Source organism: Massilia violaceinigra (assembly GCF_002752675.1).
Classification (GTDB): Bacteria; Pseudomonadota; Gammaproteobacteria; order Burkholderiales; family Burkholderiaceae_D; genus Telluria_A; species Telluria_A violaceinigra.
The window spans coordinates 7248057-7267721 of record NZ_CP024608.1 but is presented as its reverse complement, the minus strand read 5'-3'; the positions used below and the strand labels follow the sequence as shown (position 1 = coordinate 7267721).

Annotated in this window: 17 protein-coding genes and 1 pseudogene; 16 read left to right on the top strand and 2 right to left on the bottom strand. The window is 64.5% G+C overall.

The window, feature by feature from the left end; translation table 11 throughout:
* Positions 1–49 precede the first annotated feature (49 nt).
* The 13 genes from CR152_RS31390 (at position 50) to CR152_RS33715 (ending at position 13418) form a co-directional block, all read left to right on the top strand.
* Complete coding sequence (locus CR152_RS31390; protein ID WP_099881576.1) at positions 50–3097, top strand: ExeM/NucH family extracellular endonuclease; 3048 nt, start codon at positions 50–52, stop codon at positions 3095–3097.
* Between the two features lie 9 nt (positions 3098–3106).
* A complete protein-coding gene (locus CR152_RS31385; RefSeq protein WP_099881574.1) occupies positions 3107–3715 on the top strand; it encodes an NF038129 family PEP-CTERM protein in 609 nt (202 codons plus the stop codon).
* Between the two features lie 238 nt (positions 3716–3953).
* Positions 3954–4397, top strand: a complete 444-nt coding sequence (gene gspG, locus CR152_RS31380) for a type II secretion system major pseudopilin GspG (RefSeq protein ID WP_099881572.1) — start codon at positions 3954–3956, stop codon at positions 4395–4397.
* Between the two features lie 41 nt (positions 4398–4438).
* Positions 4439–5626 (top strand): type II secretion system F family protein, encoded by a 1188-nt coding sequence (locus CR152_RS31375; protein ID WP_099881571.1) that lies wholly within the window; start codon positions 4439–4441, stop codon positions 5624–5626.
* 14 nt (positions 5627–5640) lie between these two features.
* Complete coding sequence (locus tag CR152_RS31370) at positions 5641–7314, top strand: GspE/PulE family protein (RefSeq protein WP_099881569.1); 1674 nt, start codon at positions 5641–5643, stop codon at positions 7312–7314.
* Entirely contained in the window at positions 7307–8119 is an 813-nt protein-coding gene (locus CR152_RS31365; protein ID WP_157778859.1) for a hypothetical protein, read from the top strand. Before CR152_RS31370 ends, CR152_RS31365 begins: the two co-directional genes overlap by 8 nt.
* Entirely contained in the window at positions 8116–8661 is a 546-nt protein-coding gene (locus tag CR152_RS31360) for a hypothetical protein (RefSeq protein WP_099881565.1), read from the top strand. The genes CR152_RS31365 and CR152_RS31360 overlap by 4 nt, the downstream gene beginning before the upstream one ends.
* Positions 8658–9224: a hypothetical protein gene (locus CR152_RS31355; RefSeq protein ID WP_099881563.1), complete on the top strand. Its 567-nt coding sequence runs from the start codon at positions 8658–8660 to the stop codon at positions 9222–9224. The genes CR152_RS31360 and CR152_RS31355 overlap by 4 nt, the downstream gene beginning before the upstream one ends.
* Positions 9221–9760: a hypothetical protein gene (locus CR152_RS31350; RefSeq protein ID WP_099881560.1), complete on the top strand. Its 540-nt coding sequence runs from the start codon at positions 9221–9223 to the stop codon at positions 9758–9760. The genes CR152_RS31355 and CR152_RS31350 overlap by 4 nt, the downstream gene beginning before the upstream one ends.
* A gap of 56 nt (positions 9761–9816) precedes the next feature.
* Positions 9817–11718, top strand: coding sequence for a secretin GspD/PilQ domain-containing protein (locus CR152_RS31345; RefSeq protein WP_307718602.1), 1902 nt, complete (start codon positions 9817–9819; stop codon positions 11716–11718).
* Positions 11715–12197: a type II secretion system protein gene (locus CR152_RS31340; RefSeq protein WP_099881556.1), complete on the top strand. Its 483-nt coding sequence runs from the start codon at positions 11715–11717 to the stop codon at positions 12195–12197. The genes CR152_RS31345 and CR152_RS31340 overlap by 4 nt, the downstream gene beginning before the upstream one ends.
* Positions 12198–12202: 5 nt before the next feature.
* Positions 12203–12592 (top strand): type II secretion system protein, encoded by a 390-nt coding sequence (locus tag CR152_RS31335; protein ID WP_229413738.1) that lies wholly within the window; start codon positions 12203–12205, stop codon positions 12590–12592.
* The gene (locus tag CR152_RS33715; RefSeq protein ID WP_229413736.1) at positions 12558–13418 is read left to right on the top strand and encodes a type II secretion system protein; all 861 of its coding nucleotides are present in this window, start codon (positions 12558–12560) and stop codon (positions 13416–13418) included. Before CR152_RS31335 ends, CR152_RS33715 begins: the two co-directional genes overlap by 35 nt.
* A gap of 1 nt (position 13419) precedes the next feature.
* Here CR152_RS33715 and murJ read toward each other — a convergent pair whose 3' ends face one another.
* Complete coding sequence (gene murJ / locus CR152_RS31325) at positions 13420–14970, bottom strand: murein biosynthesis integral membrane protein MurJ (RefSeq protein WP_099881552.1); 1551 nt, start codon at positions 14968–14970, stop codon at positions 13420–13422.
* 233 nt (positions 14971–15203) lie between these two features.
* Here murJ and rpsT point away from each other — a divergent pair, with 233 nt between their 5' ends.
* Positions 15204–15467 carry a 30S ribosomal protein S20 gene (gene rpsT, locus CR152_RS31320; protein WP_054267030.1) on the top strand — a complete coding sequence of 88 codons (264 nt, stop codon included), beginning with the start codon at positions 15204–15206 and terminating at the stop codon, positions 15465–15467.
* A 333-nt stretch (positions 15468–15800) separates the two neighbouring features.
* Here rpsT and CR152_RS31315 read toward each other — a convergent pair whose 3' ends face one another.
* Positions 15801–16364, bottom strand: coding sequence for a pseudouridine synthase (locus tag CR152_RS31315; RefSeq protein WP_099881550.1), 564 nt, complete (start codon positions 16362–16364; stop codon positions 15801–15803).
* Between the two features lie 257 nt (positions 16365–16621).
* Here CR152_RS31315 and icd point away from each other — a divergent pair, with 257 nt between their 5' ends.
* Entirely contained in the window at positions 16622–17875 is a 1254-nt protein-coding gene (gene icd, locus CR152_RS31310; RefSeq protein WP_099882967.1) for an NADP-dependent isocitrate dehydrogenase, read from the top strand.
* 467 nt (positions 17876–18342) lie between these two features.
* Positions 18343–19560, top strand: a pseudogene (gene ltrA / locus CR152_RS31300) (group II intron reverse transcriptase/maturase).
* Positions 19561–19665 lie beyond the last annotated feature (105 nt).

The following is a 19665-nucleotide window of genomic DNA, read 5'->3' as shown; positions in this document are numbered from 1 at the left end:
TAGTCAACATGATAATGACGATTCCAATCTCCTCCTTCAGGAAGTTTCGATGAAAAAGCTCGTAGCAACCATGCACGTCCCCGGCCGGCTTACCGTGCTCGCCGCGTTGATGGCTGGTTTATCCGCTCCCGCCATGGCCGTCTCGCCCGATCTTGTGATCAGCCAGCTGTACGGTGCCGGTGGTAATGCAGGTACCACTTTCTTTACCCACGACTACATCGAAATCTTCAACCGCGGCAATGCCGCAGTCACCGCCGAAGGGTGGAGCGTCCAGTACGGCTCGGCCACCAGCACCGGTGCCTGGAGCGGCAAATCGACCTTGCCGACATTCACCGTCGAACCCGGCCAATACGTCCTGATCCAGCAGCAAAGCGGCGGTACCGGCCAGCCATCGCTGCCAACCCCGCTGATCGCACCGGCAAGCGGCTTCAATATGTCGGCATCGAACGGTAAAGTCGCCCTGGTGCGCGATACCGCCACCCTCAGCGGCGCCACCCCGACGGGCGACAATATCGCCGATCTGGTCGGCTTTGGCACCGCCAACGGCGCCGAGGGCACCCGCGCGCCGGCCATGTCGGCCTCGCTGGCGCTGTTCCGCGCCAAGGGCGGCTGCGGCGATACCGACGACAACAGCATGGACTTCGCCACCGGCGCCCCGGCGCCGCGCACCAGCGCCTCGGCGCGCAATGCTTGCGGCCCGACCGTTCCGCAAGCCAAGCCGATCGTCCCGGTCTGCCCGGCCGGCATGGCCATCGAACAGGGCAAGCCGGCTGCGGTGCTGCTGAGCGCCTCGGATGAAGACAGCATCGTCAACGGCGCCGTCATCGCCAGCGGCGGCATTCCCGGCATCAGCCTGGGCAGCCTGACCGCCGCCACCGCCAACGGCGCCAGCGCCAGCGTCAACCTGCAGGCCAGCGCGGCCCTGGTGTCCGGCAGCTATCCGGTGGTCATCCGTTTTACCAATAATGCCGGCCAGGAAGCCACCTGCCCGGTCAACGTCAGCGTGTCGGGCACGGCCACCATTCCCCAGATCCAGGGCGCCGGTGCGGCCAGCCCGTTCGCCAATGTGAGCGTGAGCACCGAAGGCGTGGTCACTCACAAGGTATCGAACGGCTACTTCATCCAGGATGCCAACGGCGATGGCGATCCGGCCACCTCGGACGGCCTGTTCGTCTTCACCGGCAGCGCACCGCTGGTTGCCGTGGGCGACCTGGTGCGCGTAAAAGGCACCATCATCGAATACAAGCCGACCGGCGCGGCGCGCACGTATACCGAAATGAAAGACGTCACGGGTACCAGCGTGCTCGGCACGGGCAACAGCGTCACCCCGGCCAATATTGTCTTCGAACCCGGGATCGACCTGGCGCGTTACGAGGCGATGCTGGTCAATATCACCAATGCGCTGACCGTCAACCAGACCAGCTACCTGGGCGACCGCGGCGAGCTGACCCTGTCCGTGGGCCGCCGCGAAACCCCGACCAACCGCTATCGTCCGGGCACCCCGGAAGCACTGGCGCTGGCCGCGGCCAATGCCGGCAACGAACTGGTGCTCGACGACAGCTGGTTCGTCACCCCGCCGCCGGCAACCCCGCCCTGCGCCGACGTGGTGGCCTGCTCCGGTATTCCTTACCTCGGCCAGGATGGCACGGTGCGCGCGGGCGACACGGTCGGTAATCTGCTTGGCGTGGTCGACTTCGGCGCCATCGGCGGCGGTGGCGCGGCCTTCAAGATCCAGCCGACCGCCGCGCCGTCGTTCACGCGCAGCAATCCGCGCCTGGCGGCGCCGGAACTTCCGGTTGGCAACATGAAGGTGGCCAGCGCCAACGTGCTCAACTTCTTCACCACCTTCCTCGACGGCGCCGATGCCTGGGGCCGCACGGGGCAGGGCTGCAAGGTCGGTTCCACCACGCGCGCCTCGAATTGCCGCGGCGCCGACAATATGGCCGAATTCGTGCGCCAGCGCGACAAGATCGTCAGCGAACTGAAGGCCATCGACGCCGACGTGGTCGGTTTGATGGAAATCCAGAACAACGACGACATCGCGGTCGACTACCTGGTCAAGCAGCTCAATGCGGCCATCGGGTTTGAAACATATGCCTACGTGCCCAAGCCGGCCACCACCGGCACCGACGCGATCCGCGTGGCGATGATCTACAAGCCGGCCAAGGTGGCGCTGGCCGGCGGCGCGCTGTCCGACGGCGACGCCGTCAACAACCGTCCGCCGATGGCGCAAACCTTCAAGGCCGCCAACGGCGCCAAGTTCTCCGTGATCGTCAACCACCTGAAATCGAAGGCGGGCTGCGGTTCCGGCGCCAATGGCGACCTGGGCGATGGCCAGGGCTGCAACAACGGCAGCCGCGTGCTGCAGGCGACGCGCCTGGCCAATTACTTCATTCCGCACGTGATCGCCAGCGCGGGCGATCCGGACGTGCTGGTCATCGGCGACATGAATGCGCACGGGTTTGAAGATCCGATCCACCTGCTCAACCAGGCTGGCCTGGTCAACGAACTGGAGCGCTTCGTGCGTCCGGCCGGCATTCCTTACTCCTACGTCTTCGACGGCGCAAGCGGCTACCTCGACCATGCACTGGCGAGCGCCTCGCTCGACGCCCAGGTCGTCGGCGCCACCGAATGGCACACCAATGCGGATGAACCGACCGTGATCGATTACAACACCGACGCCAAGAGTGCCGCCGCCCAGGCCCTGTTCAAGAACGATGCCTTCCGCTCGTCGGATCACGATCCGGTGGTGGTGGCCCTGAACCTGGCCCCGACCTACGCCGACGTGACCAGTGCGTTCCGCGAACAGCGCTCCGGCCTGAGCGTGGACCGCCTGGCCAACAAGTTCACCGCCACCATCACCCTGACCAATACCTCGGGCGCGGCCATCACCGGCCCGGTTCACCTGCTGCTGACCGGCCTGACGGACGGTGTCATCCTGGAGAATAAGTCTGGTGTTGTCGGAAATGAACCTTATGTAAGTGTTAACAATGCTACAATTCAAGCCGGGGAAAAAATCACACTGAAAGTTGTCTTCAGCAACCCGGCACGACGAGGCATTGGTTTCGTTAGTAAAATTTTAAGTGGTTCACTCTAAGGGAGCAACATGTTCAATTTTAAGACTTTCGTAAAACAAGCTTTACTCGCGGCCACCCTTGCTTTCGGCATCGGTAACGCGACGGCAGGGCCGACGTACCATGTCGATATCGACACCACCATTTACTCCGGTGCCGGTTCGATTGATTTTTGGCTGTCCAGTTTCAATGGCGCCACCGGTACCATCGCCACGGTGAGCAACTTCACCGGCAGCCTGGGCGCTGAAACTTACCGTATCGGTAGCGTCAACGGCGTTTTGCCTGCGTCGACCAAGTTCGATAACAGCGATTCCTTCAGCTCGGTAACGCATGATGTGGTCCTGGGCGGCAAGTTCGGTTTCGACGTGAACTTCAGCGGCGATTTCCTGACCGTGCCGGGTTTTGCATCGACCTTCAGCGTCGCGATGTTCAATGCGCTCGGTGAGTACTTGGTGCAGCCTGACTATCTGGTCGAGTTCAGCCTCACTCCGGTGACCGTCGACGACGCCGCCAGCGTGACCTATACTGCCGCCCGCAACGTACGCGTGTCGGTGCCTGAGCCGTCCGACCTGCTGCTCGTGATGACCGGCCTGGGCCTGGTTGGTTTCATGCGCCGCCGCGCCGCGAAAGCACCGCGCTAAGCAGTTCCGCGGCGGGCCGTTCGCGGCCCGCCGGCATGAATCGCACATTTGTCCGGCGACGGCAAATGTGCTTTTTTTTGCCCACGCCGCATGGCCGTAATCGATCCGTAAGCGCGCCAAAAAACCTTGCTCAAAAGCATGTCAAATCTCCCTGCGTCTCCTATGAAAGAATAGTTGTCGCAACCGACGGCGGCATGGTAGCCTTGCACGCCAAATTCAGCATTGAGGAGCCGAACGGATGTTTGCAGCAACGAAAATCACCAGCGCCCGACGTGATCGCCACGCCGGTTTTACCTTGCTCGAATTGCTCGTCGTTATCGTCATCATCGGCTTGCTCGCGGCCTACGTGGGACCGAAGTATTTCGCCCAGCTCGGCAAGTCGGAAGTGACTGTCGCCAAGGCCCAGATCGAAGCGTTCGAAAAATCGCTCGACACCTACCGCCTCGACGTCGGCCGCTACCCGACCACCGAAGAAGGCATGGCCGCGCTGCTGGCCGCGCCCGCCACCGCCGGCGTCAAATGGAACGGTCCTTACCTGAAAAAGGCCGTGCCGCAAGATCCATGGGGCCGCCCGTACCAGTACCGCGCGCCGGGCAGCAAGGGCGAGTATGAAATCGTCTCGACCGGCAAGGACGGCCAGCCCGGCGGCACCGGCGAAAACGCCGACATCACGTCGCAATAGTTTCCTGACCCCACAGTTTTCCGTTTCTCCGCAAAGGCCTCATGCAGTTTGCTGTCCGTACCCTCGCGCCTGACCTGAGCATTAGCAGCCAGGTGGTCGACGCCCAGGATGAGGCCGATGCCCGCCGCCAGTGCGAAGCCCGCGGGCTGTTCGTCAGCGCGGTCGAACCGGTGCGCGCGGCCGGCCTGCGCCGCAGCCGGGGCGCCAGCCTGTCGCTGGTGCTGTTCAGCCAGGAATTGCTGGCCCTGCTGACGGCGGGCCTGGGCATCGTCGAAGCGCTCGAAGCCCTGCTCGAAAAGGAAACCAATATCTCTACCCGCAGCGTGCTGGAACGCCTGCTCGGGGGCTTGCGCGAAGGCAAGCGCTTCTCCAGCGTGCTGGCCGACCAGCCCGACCTGTTTTCGCCGCTCTACATCGGCATCGTGCGCGCCGCCGAAGGCACCAGCGATTTGCCGCGTTCGCTGGCGCGCTACATCGATTACCAGCAGCGCATCGACGTGGTGCGCAGCAAGATCGTCAGCGCCGCCATCTATCCGGTGATCCTGCTGCTCGTTGGCGGCGGCGTGAGCATGTTCCTGATTACCTACGTGGTGCCGCGCTTTGCCGAGGTCTACCAGGGCGCCGGCCGCAACCTGCCGTGGATGTCGCAAATGCTGCTCGGCTGGGGCCAGTTCGCCAGCGGCCACACCAGCCTGCTCTTGGGCGGCGCCGCCATGCTGGCCGGGGCGCTGGTGCTGCTGTGGCGCCACCTGACCCGCAACGGCGGCCTGACCCGCCTGATCACGCGTTTGCCCGGCATCGGCGAGCGCGTGCGCATCTATGAACTGTCGCGCCTGTATCTGACGCTCGGCATGCTCAGCGAAGGCGGCATCACCATCGTCAACGCCATCGATACCGTGCAGGCCATGGTGTCGACCTCGATGCGCGCCTCGCTCGCCGCGGCGCGCACCAGCATCGAATCGGGCCTGCCGCTGTCGAGCGCGTTCGAGGCGAACAGCCTGACCACCCCGATTTCGCTGCGCATGCTGCGCGTGGGCGAGCGTACCGGCGACATGGGGCCGATGCTGACCCAGTCGGCCGCGTTCTACGACGGCGAAATCAGCCGCTGGATCGACCGCTTCACGCGTACTTTTGAACCCCTGCTGATGGCCGCCATCGGGCTGGTTGTCGGCGCTATTGTGGTGCTGCTGTATATGCCGATTTTCGATCTGGCCGGAGACATGTCTTGAGTACTTCTGCCGTCATGCTCGAGCCGGCCCTGCTGGCGCGCGCCCGCGCCCAGAGCCTGCAGTCGCAGCGTCCGCTGGTGGCCGAACTGGAAGCGGTCAGCGGGCTCGATGCGCGCCAGATCGTCCAGGCGCTGGCCGAACCGTTCGGCCTGACGGTGATGGAAACGGCCGAAATGCTCAGCTGCGCCACCGCCTTCGACCTGCTGCCGCTGGCCCAGGCCCTGGCGCGCCACTGCGTGCTGCTGCGCGCGCCGGGCGGCCAGGTTCTTGGCGTGATCGCCGACCCGTTCGACGTCGACCTGCAAACCTGGCTCACCACCTGCGCGCGCGCCACCCCGGGCGCGCCGCTGCACCTGCGCCTGGCGCTGCAATCGGATATCCAGGCTTACCTGTCCAAGCAGGAGGAGTCCGCGCGCGCGGTCGATACCCTGGTGGCCAACGTGGGCGACGCCCGGCGCGACGGCAAGACCGCCGCCGTGCTGTCGTTCGCCTCGGTCTCGGAAGCGGCCAGTCCCGCCGTCAAGCTGGTCAACTCGACCCTGTACGACGCGCTCAAGGCCGGCGCCTCCGACATCCATCTCGAGAGCACCGCCAGCGGCCTGGCCGTCAAGTACCGGGTCGACGGCGTGCTCGATCACGCCACCTCGGTCAACGGCATCGAAGTGGCGGAGCACATCATCTCGCGCCTGAAGGTGCTGGCCGAACTCGATATCGCCGAGCGCCGCGTACCGCAGGACGGCAGCTTCCGGGTCGAATCGGGCGGGCGCGAAATCGACTTGCGCGTCTCCATCATGCCCAGCATTCACGGCGAGGACGCGGTCATCCGGATTCTCGACAAGCGCGCCATGATCGAAGCCTACGGCGCGCTCACGCTCGAAGCGCTCGGCTTCGACGCGCCGTCGCTGGTGTCCTTGCGCATGCTGGCGCAGGAAGCCTACGGCATGCTGCTGGTGACCGGGCCGACCGGCTCGGGCAAGACCACCACCCTGTACGCGGCCCTGACCGAAATCCACAACGGGCGCGAAAAGATCATCACCATCGAAGACCCGGTCGAATACCAGCTGCCCGGCATTCTGCAAATCCCGGTCAACGAAAAGAAAGGCCTGACCTTCGCCAAGGGCTTGCGCTCGATCCTGCGCCACGACCCCGACAAGATCATGGTCGGCGAAATCCGCGACCGCGAAACCGCCGAAATCGCGGTGCAGTCGGCCCTCACCGGCCACCTGGTGCTCACCACCGTCCACGCCAACAACGTGTTCGACGTGTTCGGCCGCTTTACCCACATGGGCATCGACCCCTACGCCTTCGTGTCGGCGCTCAACGGCATCTGGGCCCAGCGCCTGGTGCGCATGAACTGCCCGCATTGCGCCGAGCAGTTCACCCCGAGCGACGCCGACCTCGACGCGGTCAACCTGGAACGCAAGGACGTGCAAGACTACCTTTTCATGCAGGGCAAGGGCTGCGGCGACTGCCGCGGCACCGGCTACAAGGGACGGCGCTCGATCGCCGAAATCCTCACCCTGAACGACGAAATCCGCGAACTGATCGTCGACAAGCGCCCGATCCGCCAGATCAAGGCCGCGGCCCACGCCAACGGCACCCGCAGCCTGCGCCTGGCGGCGCTCGACCTGGTCAAGCGCGGCGCCACCACCCTCGGCGAGATCAAACGGGTGACCCTGCATGCGTAGACGTTTCGGACAATCGCTGCGGGTCGGCGTGGCGCCCGGCGCGCTCGCGCTCCTCAAGACCAGCCGCTGGGGCGGCGCCGCGCCCGAACTGGTGGGCGAAGTCGCTTTCGAAGGCGGCAGCCACCCCGAGGCGATCGGCGTGGCCCTGCGCCAGCTCCTGCTCGATGGCGGCTGCGCCAACTGGCCCGTGAGCATCGTGCTGGCCGATGAACTGGTACGCATCTGGCAGGTCGCGCCGCCCGCGGGAAGCGCGCGCCTGGCCGATCTGGAAGCGGCCGCCGCGCTGCGCTTCCAGACCCTGTTCGGCGAACCGACCGGCGCCTGGAGGCTGTCCGCCGGCTGGGATCCGGCGCAACCGTTCCTGGCCGCCGCGCTGCCGCGCCACTTGCTGGCGCTGATCGAACAGGTGTGCGCCGCCCAGCGCGCGCCCATCGTCGAACTGGTGCCGCAATTCGTCGCCGGCTTCAACCAGTGGCGCGCCGCCCTCAAGGCCGGCGCCTGGTATGGCCTGGTGCAGCAGCGCGTGCTCACCCTGGGCATGATCGATGGCGGCGCAATCCGCGCCGTACGCGCCACCGCGCTGCCCGAAGGCGCCGATCTGGACTGGCTGGCCGCCCACGTGGCGCGCGAAGCGCTGCGCCTGAACCTAGCCGCGCCGGCGCGCGTGGCGGTGTCCGGCCATGCACCTGCCGCCTGGAGCAAGGGCGCCACCCACGCGCCATTGGCCTGCCATCTGTTGGGGCAGGGGCAGGGCAGCGGCTGGTCCGACTGCGCGCGCCTGGCCGCCACCGGGAGCCGTCCATGAAGCCGGTCCGCATCGACTTTGCGCCGCCAAGCCTGCAGCGCACCCTGTACCGTGCCGGTCCCGCCACCTGGATCGTCGCCGTGCTCGCGCTGGCGCTGTGCGCCACCTCGGCCACCCTGGGCTGGCGCCTGATGGCGCAGCAGCGCGCCCAGGCCGCCGAACTCAATGCCGCGCAACTGCGCGCACGCGTGCCGGTGCTGGTGGCGCCGGTCGCCCTCGGACCGCGCATTTCGGAAGCGCAGGCCGCCGGCGTGAACGCCGCCGTGCAGCAACTGAACCTGCCGTGGCGCGCGCTGTACGACGCCATTGGCGCCGCCACGCCTGCCACCATCGGCATGCTGGCGCTGGAACCGGATGCGCGCAAGCGCACCATGAAAATCACCGCCGAAGCGAAAAGCAGCGACGCCATGATCGAATACGTCGAACTGCTCAAGCGCGAGGAACTGTTTTCCGGAGTTACCCTGATCCGTCACGAAATCAACGAGCAAGACCCGGCCAAGCCGATCCGCTTCCAGCTCGAAGCCGAATGGGTGGCCCCATGAACGCACTCGCCTTTTCCGCGCTGCTGCTGCGCGCGCGCCTGGCCGTGGTGGCGCGCGGGCCGCTGTTGTGCGGCGCCTGCGTGCTGCTGGTCGCCGCCGCCGCTGCAGTCGCGTGGCTGCTGCCGCAGGCCGCGCTGCAATCGAAGAACCACGCCGTCGCGCTGGGGCTGGCGCGCATGCCGGCGCCGGTCGACAAGCCGGCACCGGTGATCGCCAATGAAAACCTGGCCCTGTTCTACGCCACCCTGGGCGAGAAGCGCTATGCCGAGCAGCAGGTCAAGACCCTGTTCGGGATCGCCGCCAAGAGCGGCCTGTCGCTCTCGCAGGGCGACTACAAGGGCGGTTTTGACCGCAATGCGCGCCTGCATACCTATCAGGTGACCTTGCCGGTCAAGGGCAGCTACAACGCCATCTGGAAGTTCACCATGCTGTCGCTGCGCGCCATTCCCTTCGCCTCGCTCGACGAAATCAGCTTCAAGCGCGACAGCATCGGCGAGCCGGCGCTGGAAGCGCGCGTGCGCATGACCTTCTATCTGGCCGACCAGCCGGGAGCGGCGCAATGACGCCGCGCCACCTCGCGATGGGCGCGGCCGTGCTGCTTGCCGCCGGCCTGCTGGTCTTTGGCGACAACAGCCCCGATTCCGGCGTGACCGAAGCGGTCGAACGCAGCGCGCCCAAGGCGTCCGTGGTCAGCACCCGTAGCGCAGCTAACGCCGCAAGCGCCGCGCCGGCCGAACCGGCCATCCTGCGCCTGGTCGCGCGCGACACGCTGATCGGCGACGATGACGACGCCTTCGGCGCCAGCACCGTGTTCGGCAGCCAGAATCTGAATCCGCCGCCGCCTCCTCCTCCGGTCGACAACACGCCGCCACCGCCGCCGCCAAGTGCGCCGCCGCTGCCGTTTGTCTATATCGGCAAGGCGGTCGGCGAAGGCGCGTGGGAAGTGTTCCTCGCGCGCGGCGACAAGACCTATATCGTACGTAACAAGATGGTGATCGACGGCATCTATCGGGTGGACGTTATCGCGCCGCCCACGCTGACCCTCACCTATCTGCCTTTGAACCAGGTTCAACAGCTCAACATTGGAGTCTTCGACTGATGGCTAGCCACCGGATTGGCACACGCTGCCTGTATTTGCCACTTTGGAGCCGTCTTGTGCGCGGCGCGGCCCTGCCGCTCATGGCGCTGGCGCTGGCCGGCTGCGCCGGGCAGGCCGCCTACCTCGAGGGCAACTCGCTGATCGAGAAGGACCAGGTCGAGGCGAGCCTGCTCAAGTACCGCGAGGCGATCGACGCCAAGCCCGAAAACCCGGTCTACCGCGCCGCTTACCTGCGCGCGCGCGACCGCGCCGCCACGCGCCTGCTCGACCAGGCCGAACGTAACCTGGGGGCCGGCAAGGCCGCGCTGGCGCTGCAGGATTACCAGCGCGTGCTGGCGTTCGAGCCGGCCAACGAGCGCGCCCGCGCCGGCTTGCGCCTGATCGAGATGGACGAGCGTCATACCAAGGCGATGGAAGAGGCCAGCGCCGCCTTCGAACGCAAGGAATACGAAGTGGCGCGCGCGCGCGCCGCCGCGATCCTGATCGAGCGGCCGCAGTACGAGCCGGCGCGCCAGCTGCTGCTGCAGGTGGCCGAGAAGACCGCCGCGCCGGTGGCCGAAACGGGCCTGGCCGCCGCCTACAAGACGCCGATCAGCATCGAGTTCCGCGACGCCCCGCTCAAGCAGGTGCTCGACGTGATCGCGCGCCGCTCGAACCTGAACTTCATCTTCGACAAGGATGTCAAGACCGACCAGAAGACCTCGATCTTCCTGAAGAACAGCACGGTCGAAGCGGCCATCTACTATCTGATGGTGTCGAACCAGCTGGATTACCAGGTCATGGACGGCAATACCCTGCTGGTGTACCAGAACGTCGCCTCCAAGCTCAAGGAATATCAGGAGATGACGGTCAAGACCTTCTTCCTGGCCAACGCCGAAGCGAAGGTGGTCGCCAACACGCTCAAGACCATCCTCAAGTCGCGCGACGTGGTCATCGATGAAAAGCTCAACCTCGTGATCGTGCGCGACAACCCGGAAGCGATCAAGCTGGCCGCCAAGCTGGTGGCGCTGCAGGATGTGGCCGAGCCGGAAGTGATGCTGGAAGTGGAGATTTTGGAGATCAAGCGCAGCCGCCTGCTGGAACTGGGCGTTGCCTGGCCCACCTCGGTGACCCTGGCGCCGCTGGTCGGCAGCAACGGCGGTCAGCTCACCCTCGATACGGTGCGCGGCCTGGGACGCGCCGATATCGGCCTGTCGTCGCTGTCGGCCTCGGTCACCGCGAAAAAGACCGACGGCGATTCCAACACCTTGGCCAATCCGCGCATCCGCGTGCGCAACAAGGAAAAGGCCAAGATCGTCATTGGCGAGAAAATCCCGAACATCACCACCACCCTGGGAGCGGGCGGCGTGGGCGGCGGCTTGTCGCAGGAATCGATCACCTATCTCGATGTGGGCCTGACCCTGAACGTGGAACCGACCATCTACCTGAATAACGAAATCGGCATCCGCGTCGGCCTGACCGTCAGCTCCCTGGGCGAGGCGGTCACCACCGCCTCGGGCAACATCGCCTACCGCATCGGCAACCGCGAAGCGAGCACCCTCCTGCAGTTGAAGGATGGCGAAAACCAGGTGCTGGCGGGCCTGATCAACAACGAAGACCGCAGCAACGGCACCAAGATTCCCGGCCTGGGCAACCTGCCGATCGTGGGCCGCCTGTTCGGCCGCACCGCCGACGGCGCCGACCGCAGCGAGATCGTACTGTCGATTACGCCGCACCTGATCCGCAACCTGCAGCGTCCGCCCGCCAGCGCTTCCGAGTTCAGCGCCGGCACCGAGACCAGCTTCCGGCGCCGTCCCGACAGCGCGGCGCGTGCGCCGGTGGTGATGCCGCCGCCGCCGGGAGCCCGTGCGCCGGTCCCGGTGCCGGTCCCGGTGCCGGTCCCGGCCGCACCCGAGGCGCCTGGCGCCGCCGTGACCCCGATCCCGGTCCCGGAAACCACGCCCGTGCCGCAGCAATGATGGCGCAAGGGCAGGGCCGCGGCTTCACGCTGATCGAATTGCTGGTGACACTGGCGATTCTGGCCCTGCTCGGCACCCTGGTGGTGCCGGTGACGCAAGTGACCATGCAACGCCAGCAGGAGCAGGAACTGCGCCGCGCGCTGCGCGAAATCCGGCACGGCATCGACGCCTACAAGCGTGCCTACGACGAAGGGCGCATTGCGCGCTCCCTCAACAGCAACGGCTATCCCAAGTCGCTCGAACAGCTGGTCGAAGGCGCGTCCGACATGCGCAGCCCCAAGCGCGCCAAGATCTTTTTCCTGCGCCGCGTGCCGCGCGATCCTTTCAATCCCAACAGCGACTTGAGCGGTGCCCAGACCTGGGGCAAGCGCAGCTACGCCAGCGAGGCCACCGACCCGCGCGAAGGCGAGGACGTCTACGATGTGTATTCGACCTCGGACCGGGTTGGCCTCAATGATGTGCCGTACCGCAAATGGTGAACAAGATGCAAGCGAAACCAGGCCGCACAGCGCGCGGCTTCACCCTGATCGAACTGCTGGTGGTGCTGGGCATCATCGCCTTGCTGCTGACCTTGGCAGTGCCGCGCTTTTTTCCGAGCATCGACAGCACCAAGGACACCATTTTGGCCGACAACCTGCGCAATGTACGCGCGGTGATCGACCAGTTTTACGCCGACACCGGGCGCTATCCCGATTCGCTGGAGCAGCTGGTCGAGAAAAAATACCTGCGCTCGATTCCGGTCGACCCGGTGGCCGACAGCAGCACCAGCTGGATTCTGGTGCCGCCCGAAGACACCACCAAGGGCAACCTGTACAGCATCAAGAGTGGGGCGCCCGGCAATGACCGCAACGGCAAACCGTATAGCGACTGGTAAGGCGCCGCCGCGCGCGACGCGCGCCGGCGGCTTTACCTATCTGGGGCTGATCATCCTGGTCACCGTGATCGGGCTGGTCGGCGCGGCCAGCCTCAAGGTTGGCTCGCTCATGCAGCGCGCCGCCGCCGAGGAAGAGCTGCTCGATATCGGCGCCGCCTTCAGCGACGCGCTGCGCAGTTACGCCGCCGCGACCCCGCAGGGCCAGCCGCAGCAGCCGCCCTCCTTGCAGGAGTTGCTCAAGGACCCGCGCTTTCCCAATCCGCGCCGCCACCTGCGCAAGATTTTCGTCGACCCGATCACCGGCAAGGCCGAGTGGGGCATCATGTATATCAGCGACAAGCAGGGTGTGCTCGGCGTGTACAGCCTGTCGGATGCGCCGCCGCTCAAGATCGGCAATTTCGATGCGCGCTTCCTGAACATGGAAAACAAGAGCAAGCTGTCGGACTGGAAATTCACGCTGTCGTCCCAGACCCTGCTGCAGCCGCTGGAGCCGCCCGCCGCGCCCGGGCAGAATCAGGCGCCGCCCCTGTTTCCGCCGGCCGCGCCGGCGCCGGAAGGAGCCATGAAGCCGCCCGAGGAGCCGGCCGCGGCCACGCCGCCTGCCGAAGCGCCGGAGCCGGACGCGGCTACGCCCCCGCCTGAGCCACCGGCCGGCGAGGCAAAACCGGAGGAGCCGCCAGCCGGGGAAGATCCTGCGGGCCGGAGCGCGCAGGATCAGGATCAGGACAAGGATAAGGACAAGGCTGAAGCCGAGGAAGAGGATCGGCGGCGCGACGAACGCCAGCGTGACGAGGGCCGCCGCAACGAGCCCCGGCGCGAGCGGTAGTTCAGCGCCCGCTGCGCTTGAAGTCTCTGAAGCGAAATCCCAGCCCGAACAGCACCACGAAATACGCCATGCCGCTGCCGGCGACGATGGCGAACAGGGCGCCGGCGCGCAGCCATGGACGGGCCTGCAAGCCGGCCCAGTCGAACTGGATCTTGCAGTAGTAGGCGATCAAGCCCATCACCGTCACGGCGATGACCAGCTTGGCGAAGAACATCAGCCAGCCCGGCTGCGGCACATAAATACCGCGCTTGCGCAGCATGGTGTACAGCACGGCCGCGTTGAGGCAGGCGCCCATGCCGATCGACAGGGCCAGTCCGGCCACACCCAGCAGCGGCACGAACAGCAGGTTCATCAGTTGCACCGCCACCAGCACCCCGATGGCGATGCGCACCGGCGTGCGCACGTCCTGGCGCGCGTAAAAGGCCGGCGTGAGCGTCTTGACCAGAATGATCCCGACCAGGCCGGCGCTGTAGGCCATCAGCGGCATCGCCGCCGCGTGGATGGCCTTGACGTTGAAGGCGCCGTAGTGGAACAGGGTGGCGATCATCGGTTCGGCCAGCGCGGCCAGGCCGACCGACGCGGGCAGGGCCAGCAGGAAGGTCAGGCGCAGGCCCCAGTTGAGCAGGGCCGAGTATTCGGTGGTGTCGCCCTCGGTATTCGCCTTGGCCAGGCTGGGCAGCAAAATGGTGCCCAGCGCCACGCCCAGCATCGCGGTGGGGAATTCCATCAGACGGTCGGCGTAGGTGAGCGCCGAGACGCTGCCAGCGCCCAGGCGCGAGGCGATGCCGGTATTTACCAGCAGGCTGATCTGCGCGGCGGAGACGGCGAACACGGCCGGTCCCATCTTCTTGAGCATGCGGTGCACGCCCGGATCGCGCAGGGCGCCGATGGGATTGAGCGAAATGCGCGGCAGCATGCCGATTTTCATCAGCGAGGGAATCTGGATGCCCACCTGCAGCAGGCCGCCGACCACCACCGCGATGGCCATCGCGTAGATCGGTTGCTCGAGGCGCTCGGCCAGGAACAGCGAGGCCAGGATGAAGGAAATATTCAGCAGTACCGGGGTGAACGCGGGAATCTTGAACTGGCGCCAGGTATTGAGGATGCCGCTGGCCAGCGAGACGAAGGCCATGCAGATAATATAAGGGAACATCACGCGCGTCATGAAGATGGCCGCTTCGCCGGCCTGCGCCGTCTGCTTGGACGTGTCCATGATCCACATGATCAGCAGCGGCGTGGCGATGATGCCGGCGATGGTGATCAGGAGCGTCGACCAGATGAGCACCGTGGCGACGCTGTCGACCAGCGGGCGGGTGCCTTCGTCGCCGTGCTGGGTCTTGACGTCGGCCAGGATCGGCACGAAGGCCTGGGCGAAGGCGCCCTCGGCGAACATGCGGCGCAGCAGGTTGGGAATGCGGAAGGCGACGTTGAACGCGTCGGTAAATTCCGAAGCGCCGAAAGCGCGCGCGAAAAGGCTTTCGCGCAGCAGGCCGGTGACGCGGGACAGCATGGTCATGCTGGAGATGGCAGCCAGGGTTTTGAGCAAGTTCATGGGCCGGGATTATAGCCCGGCAAGAGTGGGGCGGACGGGTGCGTCGGACAAATGTTGATTTTTGAATTGCCCTCGCCGGAAGTTTTCGCTATAATCGAAGGCTGTACAGAATTCTGTTACGCAGACACTAATGTTTGGCAGGCACTGGTTTGACACACAAGGTGTAGAAAAAACACTGGTTTGACAGACGCTATTGTTTGCAAACGCAACTTGACCCCGATTTAGGAAATTCCATGGCAAATACCGCACAAGCACGCAAGCGCGCTCGTCAAGCAGTTAAGCAAAACGCTCACAATTCGTCGCAGCGTTCGACCCTGCGTACCGCTATCAAGGCAGTGCGCAAGGCTATCCAGGCTGGCGACAAAGCTGCTGCAGCGTCGATCTTCCAGGCATCCGTGTCGACCATCGACAGCATCGCCGACAAGAAAATCATCCACAAGAACAAAGCAGCGCGTCACAAGAGCCGTCTGGCTGCTGCTCTGAAAGCGCTGGCTTAATAGCCTGTGCCGCCGCGCGGACTTCGGTCTGCCGGTTGAGCTTGTGAGCATGTCAAAAAACCCGCCTGGCTTCGGCCCGGCGGGTTTTTGTCGTGTGCGCTTCACTGGCACGATGTTTCTTAACCGGGGTCAGACTCCAAGCCCATCCCAAGCCCATCTGCCGACACCATCGCCAGCCTGGGCTCCGTCGCCCCCGCGAAGGCGGGGGCCCAAGTTCGCTCTGTAGTCGGCGGCTGAGCAACAAGCTTGGGCCCCCGCCGAGTGCCGCCTTGGCGCGGGGGCGACGGATCTAAGGTTGGTGGTGCCGAGGTCTGACCCCGATTAGGAAACTTTTCAAATCTTCTTCATGTCCCCGGCCGGCACTTCCACCCATTCCCCCGGCATCAAGGGATGCGTCGCCAGCGAAAACGGCCCGATGCTGCTGCGTACCAGCCGCAAGGTCGGCAAACCTACCGCCGCCGTCATGCGCCGCACCTGGCGATTCTTCCCCTCCTGTAACGTGATCGCAATCCAGCTGGTCGGCTTGTCGGCGCGCACCCGGATCGGCGGCGTGCGTGGCCACAGCCAGCCAGGTTCGGCAATCTGCACCGCGCGGCACGGCTTGGTCACGAAGTCGCCCAGGTCGAGCGGCGCCTGCAGCCGCGCCAGCGCGCCGGCATCGAGCGCGCCGTCCACCTGCACCAGATAGGTCTTGGCTTCCTTGTGATCGGGATGGGCGATGCTGTGCTGCAGGCGGCCGTCGTCGGTGAGCAGCATCAGTCCTTCGCTGTCGGCGTCGAGCCGGCCGGCCGGGTAGATGTTGGGCGTGCGCAGGTAGTCGGCCAGCGATGCGCGTCCCGGCTGGGGTGAGAACTGGCACAGCACCTGGAACGGCTTGTTAAAGAGAATGAGGGGCATAATTGAATAGCTGGGAAGGTGTTAAGCTCTCTGTCCATGTCGCCGTTCGGCTGGCCGCACGGCTGGAGAGCCATTTGTTAGTGTCGCAAAACCGTAGCGCCTAGTAAAATACTGGTGCATAATATGAAACGCGCGTCTTATGTCTTATAGAAGACTACAACTCTCGTTGTATTTATAGTAACCAATTCAGATTGCAGACCATGCCTGACAGACGCAACAATGTTGCTGCCTGCTATGCGTCCACTTCGGAGATCACGATGTATCAACATATCAAAGTACCTGCTGACGGCCAAAAAATCTCGGTCAATGCCGATTTTTCGCTGAATGTACCAGATAATCCAGTCATTCCCTACATCGAAGGCGATGGCACCGGCGTCGATATCAGCCCTGTCATGATCAAGGTCATCGACGCAGCCGTGGCCAAGGCCTACGGCGGCAAGCGCAAGATCAGCTGGATGGAAATCTATGCTGGCGAGAAATCGACCACCGTGTACGGCCCGGACGTGTGGCTGCCGGAAGAAACCCTGCAAGTGCTGAAGGACTACGTTGTGTCGATCAAGGGTCCGTTGACGACCCCGGTCGGCGGCGGCATCCGTTCGCTCAACGTCGCCCTGCGCCAGCAGCTCGACCTGTATGTCTGCCTGCGTCCAGTGCGCTACTTCACCGGCGTGCCTTCGCCAGTGCGTGAGCCAGAGAAGACCGACATGGTCATCTTCCGCGAAAACTCGGAAGACATCTACGCCGGTATCGAATACCAGCAAGGTTCCGAAGGCGCCAAGAAACTGATGGATTTCCTGATCAAGGAAATGGGCGTTACCAAGATCCGCTTCCCTGAAACCTCGGGCCTGGGCATCAAGCCAGTGTCGATCGAAGGCACCGAGCGCCTGGTGCGCAAGGCGATCCAGTACGCGGTCGACAACGACAAGCCTTCCGTGACGATCGTTCACAAAGGTAACATCATGAAGTACACCGAAGGCGGCTTCCGCGACTGGGCGTACGCACTGGCACAGAAAGAGTTCGGCGCTGAGCTGATCGATGGCGGCCCATGGTGCAAGTTCAAGAATCCGAAGACCGGCAAGGACATCATCGTCAAGGATTCGATCGCCGATGCGTTCCTGCAGCAGATCCTGTTGCGTCCGGCAGAGTACAGCGTCATCGCGACCCTGAACCTGAACGGCGACTACATTTCCGACGCGCTGGCAGCGCAAGTGGGCGGTATCGGTATCGCTCCTGGCGCCAACCTGTCGGACTCGGTGGCCATGTTCGAAGCGACCCACGGCACCGCGCCGAAGTACGCAGGCAAGGACTATGTGAACCCGGGTTCGCTGATCCTGTCCGCTGAAATGATGCTGCGTCACATGGGCTGGCTGGAAGCGGCTGACCTGATCATCTCGTCGATGCAGAAATCGATCGCCTCGAAAAAGGTCACCTACGACTTCGCCCGCCTGATGGAAGGCGCGACCCAAGTGTCGTGCTCCGGTTTCGGCGATGTGATGATCGAGCAGATGTAAGATTGCCGCTGCGCTCAGGCGCGGCGCGATGGCCCCGTTCTCGCAAGAGGACGGGGCTTTTTTATTAGTGCGCCCAGCATGGGCGTACTCCTGTGGGTGCAAGTCCCGCCGCGAGCTGACCACAGCGAGCGAAGTGAAGCGCAACTGCGGAAGAGTAATCGACCGTGGAGAGGAAGCGTGGAGCGTAAATCATGAGCCGAGGTACACGAACTGCATAGAAGGCGCTGCCGAGCAGGGCGAGCGGGCTAATATTCGCGAAGCTCTTGTGGTCAAGGCGAAGTGGCGTAGATGCGGCGGTTGTGTGATGAAGGAGTGCGGCCCTTACCTGGGGACGCCCTGCCTCACGTCTGAAAGGACGGCGGCATTGCCGTAGCAGGGTCTCAGCAGAGGTCATAGTAGTTGGTGGTAGGGCCGGGAAGGCTTGACCCCGCCGACGAAGGACTGAACGAGTAGGAGTGTTATCCGGCATGTCGATACAACAGGCAATGCGTCAGATGCCCGCGTCAGCGGGGCGGGAAGCCATCGGTCAGGGTGAAGCCTTGGCTACAACTTCCAGCGACGAAGCTTGATCTGGCTGTGGCTTGGCCGGAGATACGTGAACAACTGCTGGCGGGGACGTACCGGCCCAGCCCGGTACGCAGGGTGACGATTCCGAAGCCCGATGGTGGCGAGCGCGAGCTCGGCATCCCGACGGTGACGGATCGCGTGATCCAGCAAGCACTGCTCCAGGTGCTGCAACCGATTCTTGATCCCACATTCAGTGAGCACAGCTACGGTTTCCGTCCGGGCCGGCGTGCGCAGGACGCGGTCCTTGCCGCGCGCGCGTACGTGCAGTCGGGACGGCGGATCGTGGTGGACGTGGACCTGTCGAAGTTCTTCGACCGGGTCAACCACGACATCCTGATCGACCGCTTGCGGAAACGCATCGACGACGCCGGGGTGATCCGGCTGATTCGTGCCTACCTCAACAGCGGCATCATGGACCATGGCGTGGTGCAGTCGCGGCACGAGGGCACGCCGCAAGGCGGGCCGCTCTCGCCGCTGCTGGCGAACGTCCTGCTCGATGACGTGGACAAGGAACTGGAACGGCGCGGCCATTGCTTTGCGCGCTACGCCGACGAGCGAACGTGTACGTTCGCAGCAAACGTGCTGGCGAGCGGGTGATGGTGCTGTTGCGCCGGTGCTATGCTAAGTTGCACCTCGTGGTCAACGAAGGCAAGAGTGCGGTGGCCAGTGCATTTGGCCGCAAATTCCTCGGTTACAGCCTGTGGGTGGCAAGTGGGAAAGTGGTGAAACTGAAGGTCGCGGACAAGCCGCTTGCAACATTCAAACAGCGAATACGTGAACTGACGAGGCGCTCCTGCGGCCGCAGCATGGCCCAGACCGTCGACAAACTGCGCTCCTACATGCTTGGCTGGAAAGGGTACTTCAAGTTGGCCCAAACCCCAAAGGTCTGGAAGAAACTCGATGAATGGTTGCGCCACAGGCTCAGAGCGATTCAGCTCAAGCACTGGAAGCGCGGGAAAACCATGTATCGGGAATTGCTCGGGCTTGGGGCGGCGGCATCGGTCGCAAAGCAGGTAGCGGCAAATAGCCGCTGCTGGTGGCGAAACGCGGATCGACTGCTGAAAACAGTCCTCACAATAGCTTATTTCGATAGACTTGGCGTACCTCGCCTGTCCTGACCTCAACTACTCGAACCGCCCGGTGCAGTCCCGCATGCCGGGTGGTGTGGCAGGGGACCGGCCAGTTATACTGGCCGCCCCTATGCCGATTTGGACATACGCGTG

What these genes read in the sequence shown, in the direction of transcription:
- CR152_RS31390 (WP_099881576.1), top strand. Translation starts at nt 50, where the DNA reads ATGAAAAAGCTCGTAGCAACCATGCACGTCCCCGGCCGGCTTACCGTG.
- CR152_RS31385 (WP_099881574.1), top strand. Translation starts at nt 3,107, where the DNA reads ATGTTCAATTTTAAGACTTTCGTAAAACAAGCTTTACTCGCGGCCACC.
- gspG (WP_099881572.1), top strand. Translation starts at nt 3,954, where the DNA reads ATGTTTGCAGCAACGAAAATCACCAGCGCCCGACGTGATCGCCACGCC.
- CR152_RS31375 (WP_099881571.1), top strand. Translation starts at nt 4,439, where the DNA reads ATGCAGTTTGCTGTCCGTACCCTCGCGCCTGACCTGAGCATTAGCAGC.
- CR152_RS31370 (WP_099881569.1), top strand. Translation starts at nt 5,641, where the DNA reads ATGCTCGAGCCGGCCCTGCTGGCGCGCGCCCGCGCCCAGAGCCTGCAG.
- CR152_RS31365 (WP_157778859.1), top strand. Translation starts at nt 7,307, where the DNA reads ATGCGTAGACGTTTCGGACAATCGCTGCGGGTCGGCGTGGCGCCCGGC.
- CR152_RS31360 (WP_099881565.1), top strand. Translation starts at nt 8,116, where the DNA reads ATGAAGCCGGTCCGCATCGACTTTGCGCCGCCAAGCCTGCAGCGCACC.
- CR152_RS31355 (WP_099881563.1), top strand. Translation starts at nt 8,658, where the DNA reads ATGAACGCACTCGCCTTTTCCGCGCTGCTGCTGCGCGCGCGCCTGGCC.
- CR152_RS31350 (WP_099881560.1), top strand. Translation starts at nt 9,221, where the DNA reads ATGACGCCGCGCCACCTCGCGATGGGCGCGGCCGTGCTGCTTGCCGCC.
- CR152_RS31340 (WP_099881556.1), top strand. Translation starts at nt 11,715, where the DNA reads ATGATGGCGCAAGGGCAGGGCCGCGGCTTCACGCTGATCGAATTGCTG.
- CR152_RS31335 (WP_229413738.1), top strand. Translation starts at nt 12,203, where the DNA reads ATGCAAGCGAAACCAGGCCGCACAGCGCGCGGCTTCACCCTGATCGAA.
- CR152_RS33715 (WP_229413736.1), top strand. Translation starts at nt 12,558, where the DNA reads ATGACCGCAACGGCAAACCGTATAGCGACTGGTAAGGCGCCGCCGCGC.
- murJ (WP_099881552.1), bottom strand. Translation starts at nt 14,970, where the DNA reads ATGAACTTGCTCAAAACCCTGGCTGCCATCTCCAGCATGACCATGCTG.
- rpsT (WP_054267030.1), top strand. Translation starts at nt 15,204, where the DNA reads ATGGCAAATACCGCACAAGCACGCAAGCGCGCTCGTCAAGCAGTTAAG.
- CR152_RS31315 (WP_099881550.1), bottom strand. Translation starts at nt 16,364, where the DNA reads ATGCCCCTCATTCTCTTTAACAAGCCGTTCCAGGTGCTGTGCCAGTTC.
- icd (WP_099882967.1), top strand. Translation starts at nt 16,622, where the DNA reads ATGTATCAACATATCAAAGTACCTGCTGACGGCCAAAAAATCTCGGTC.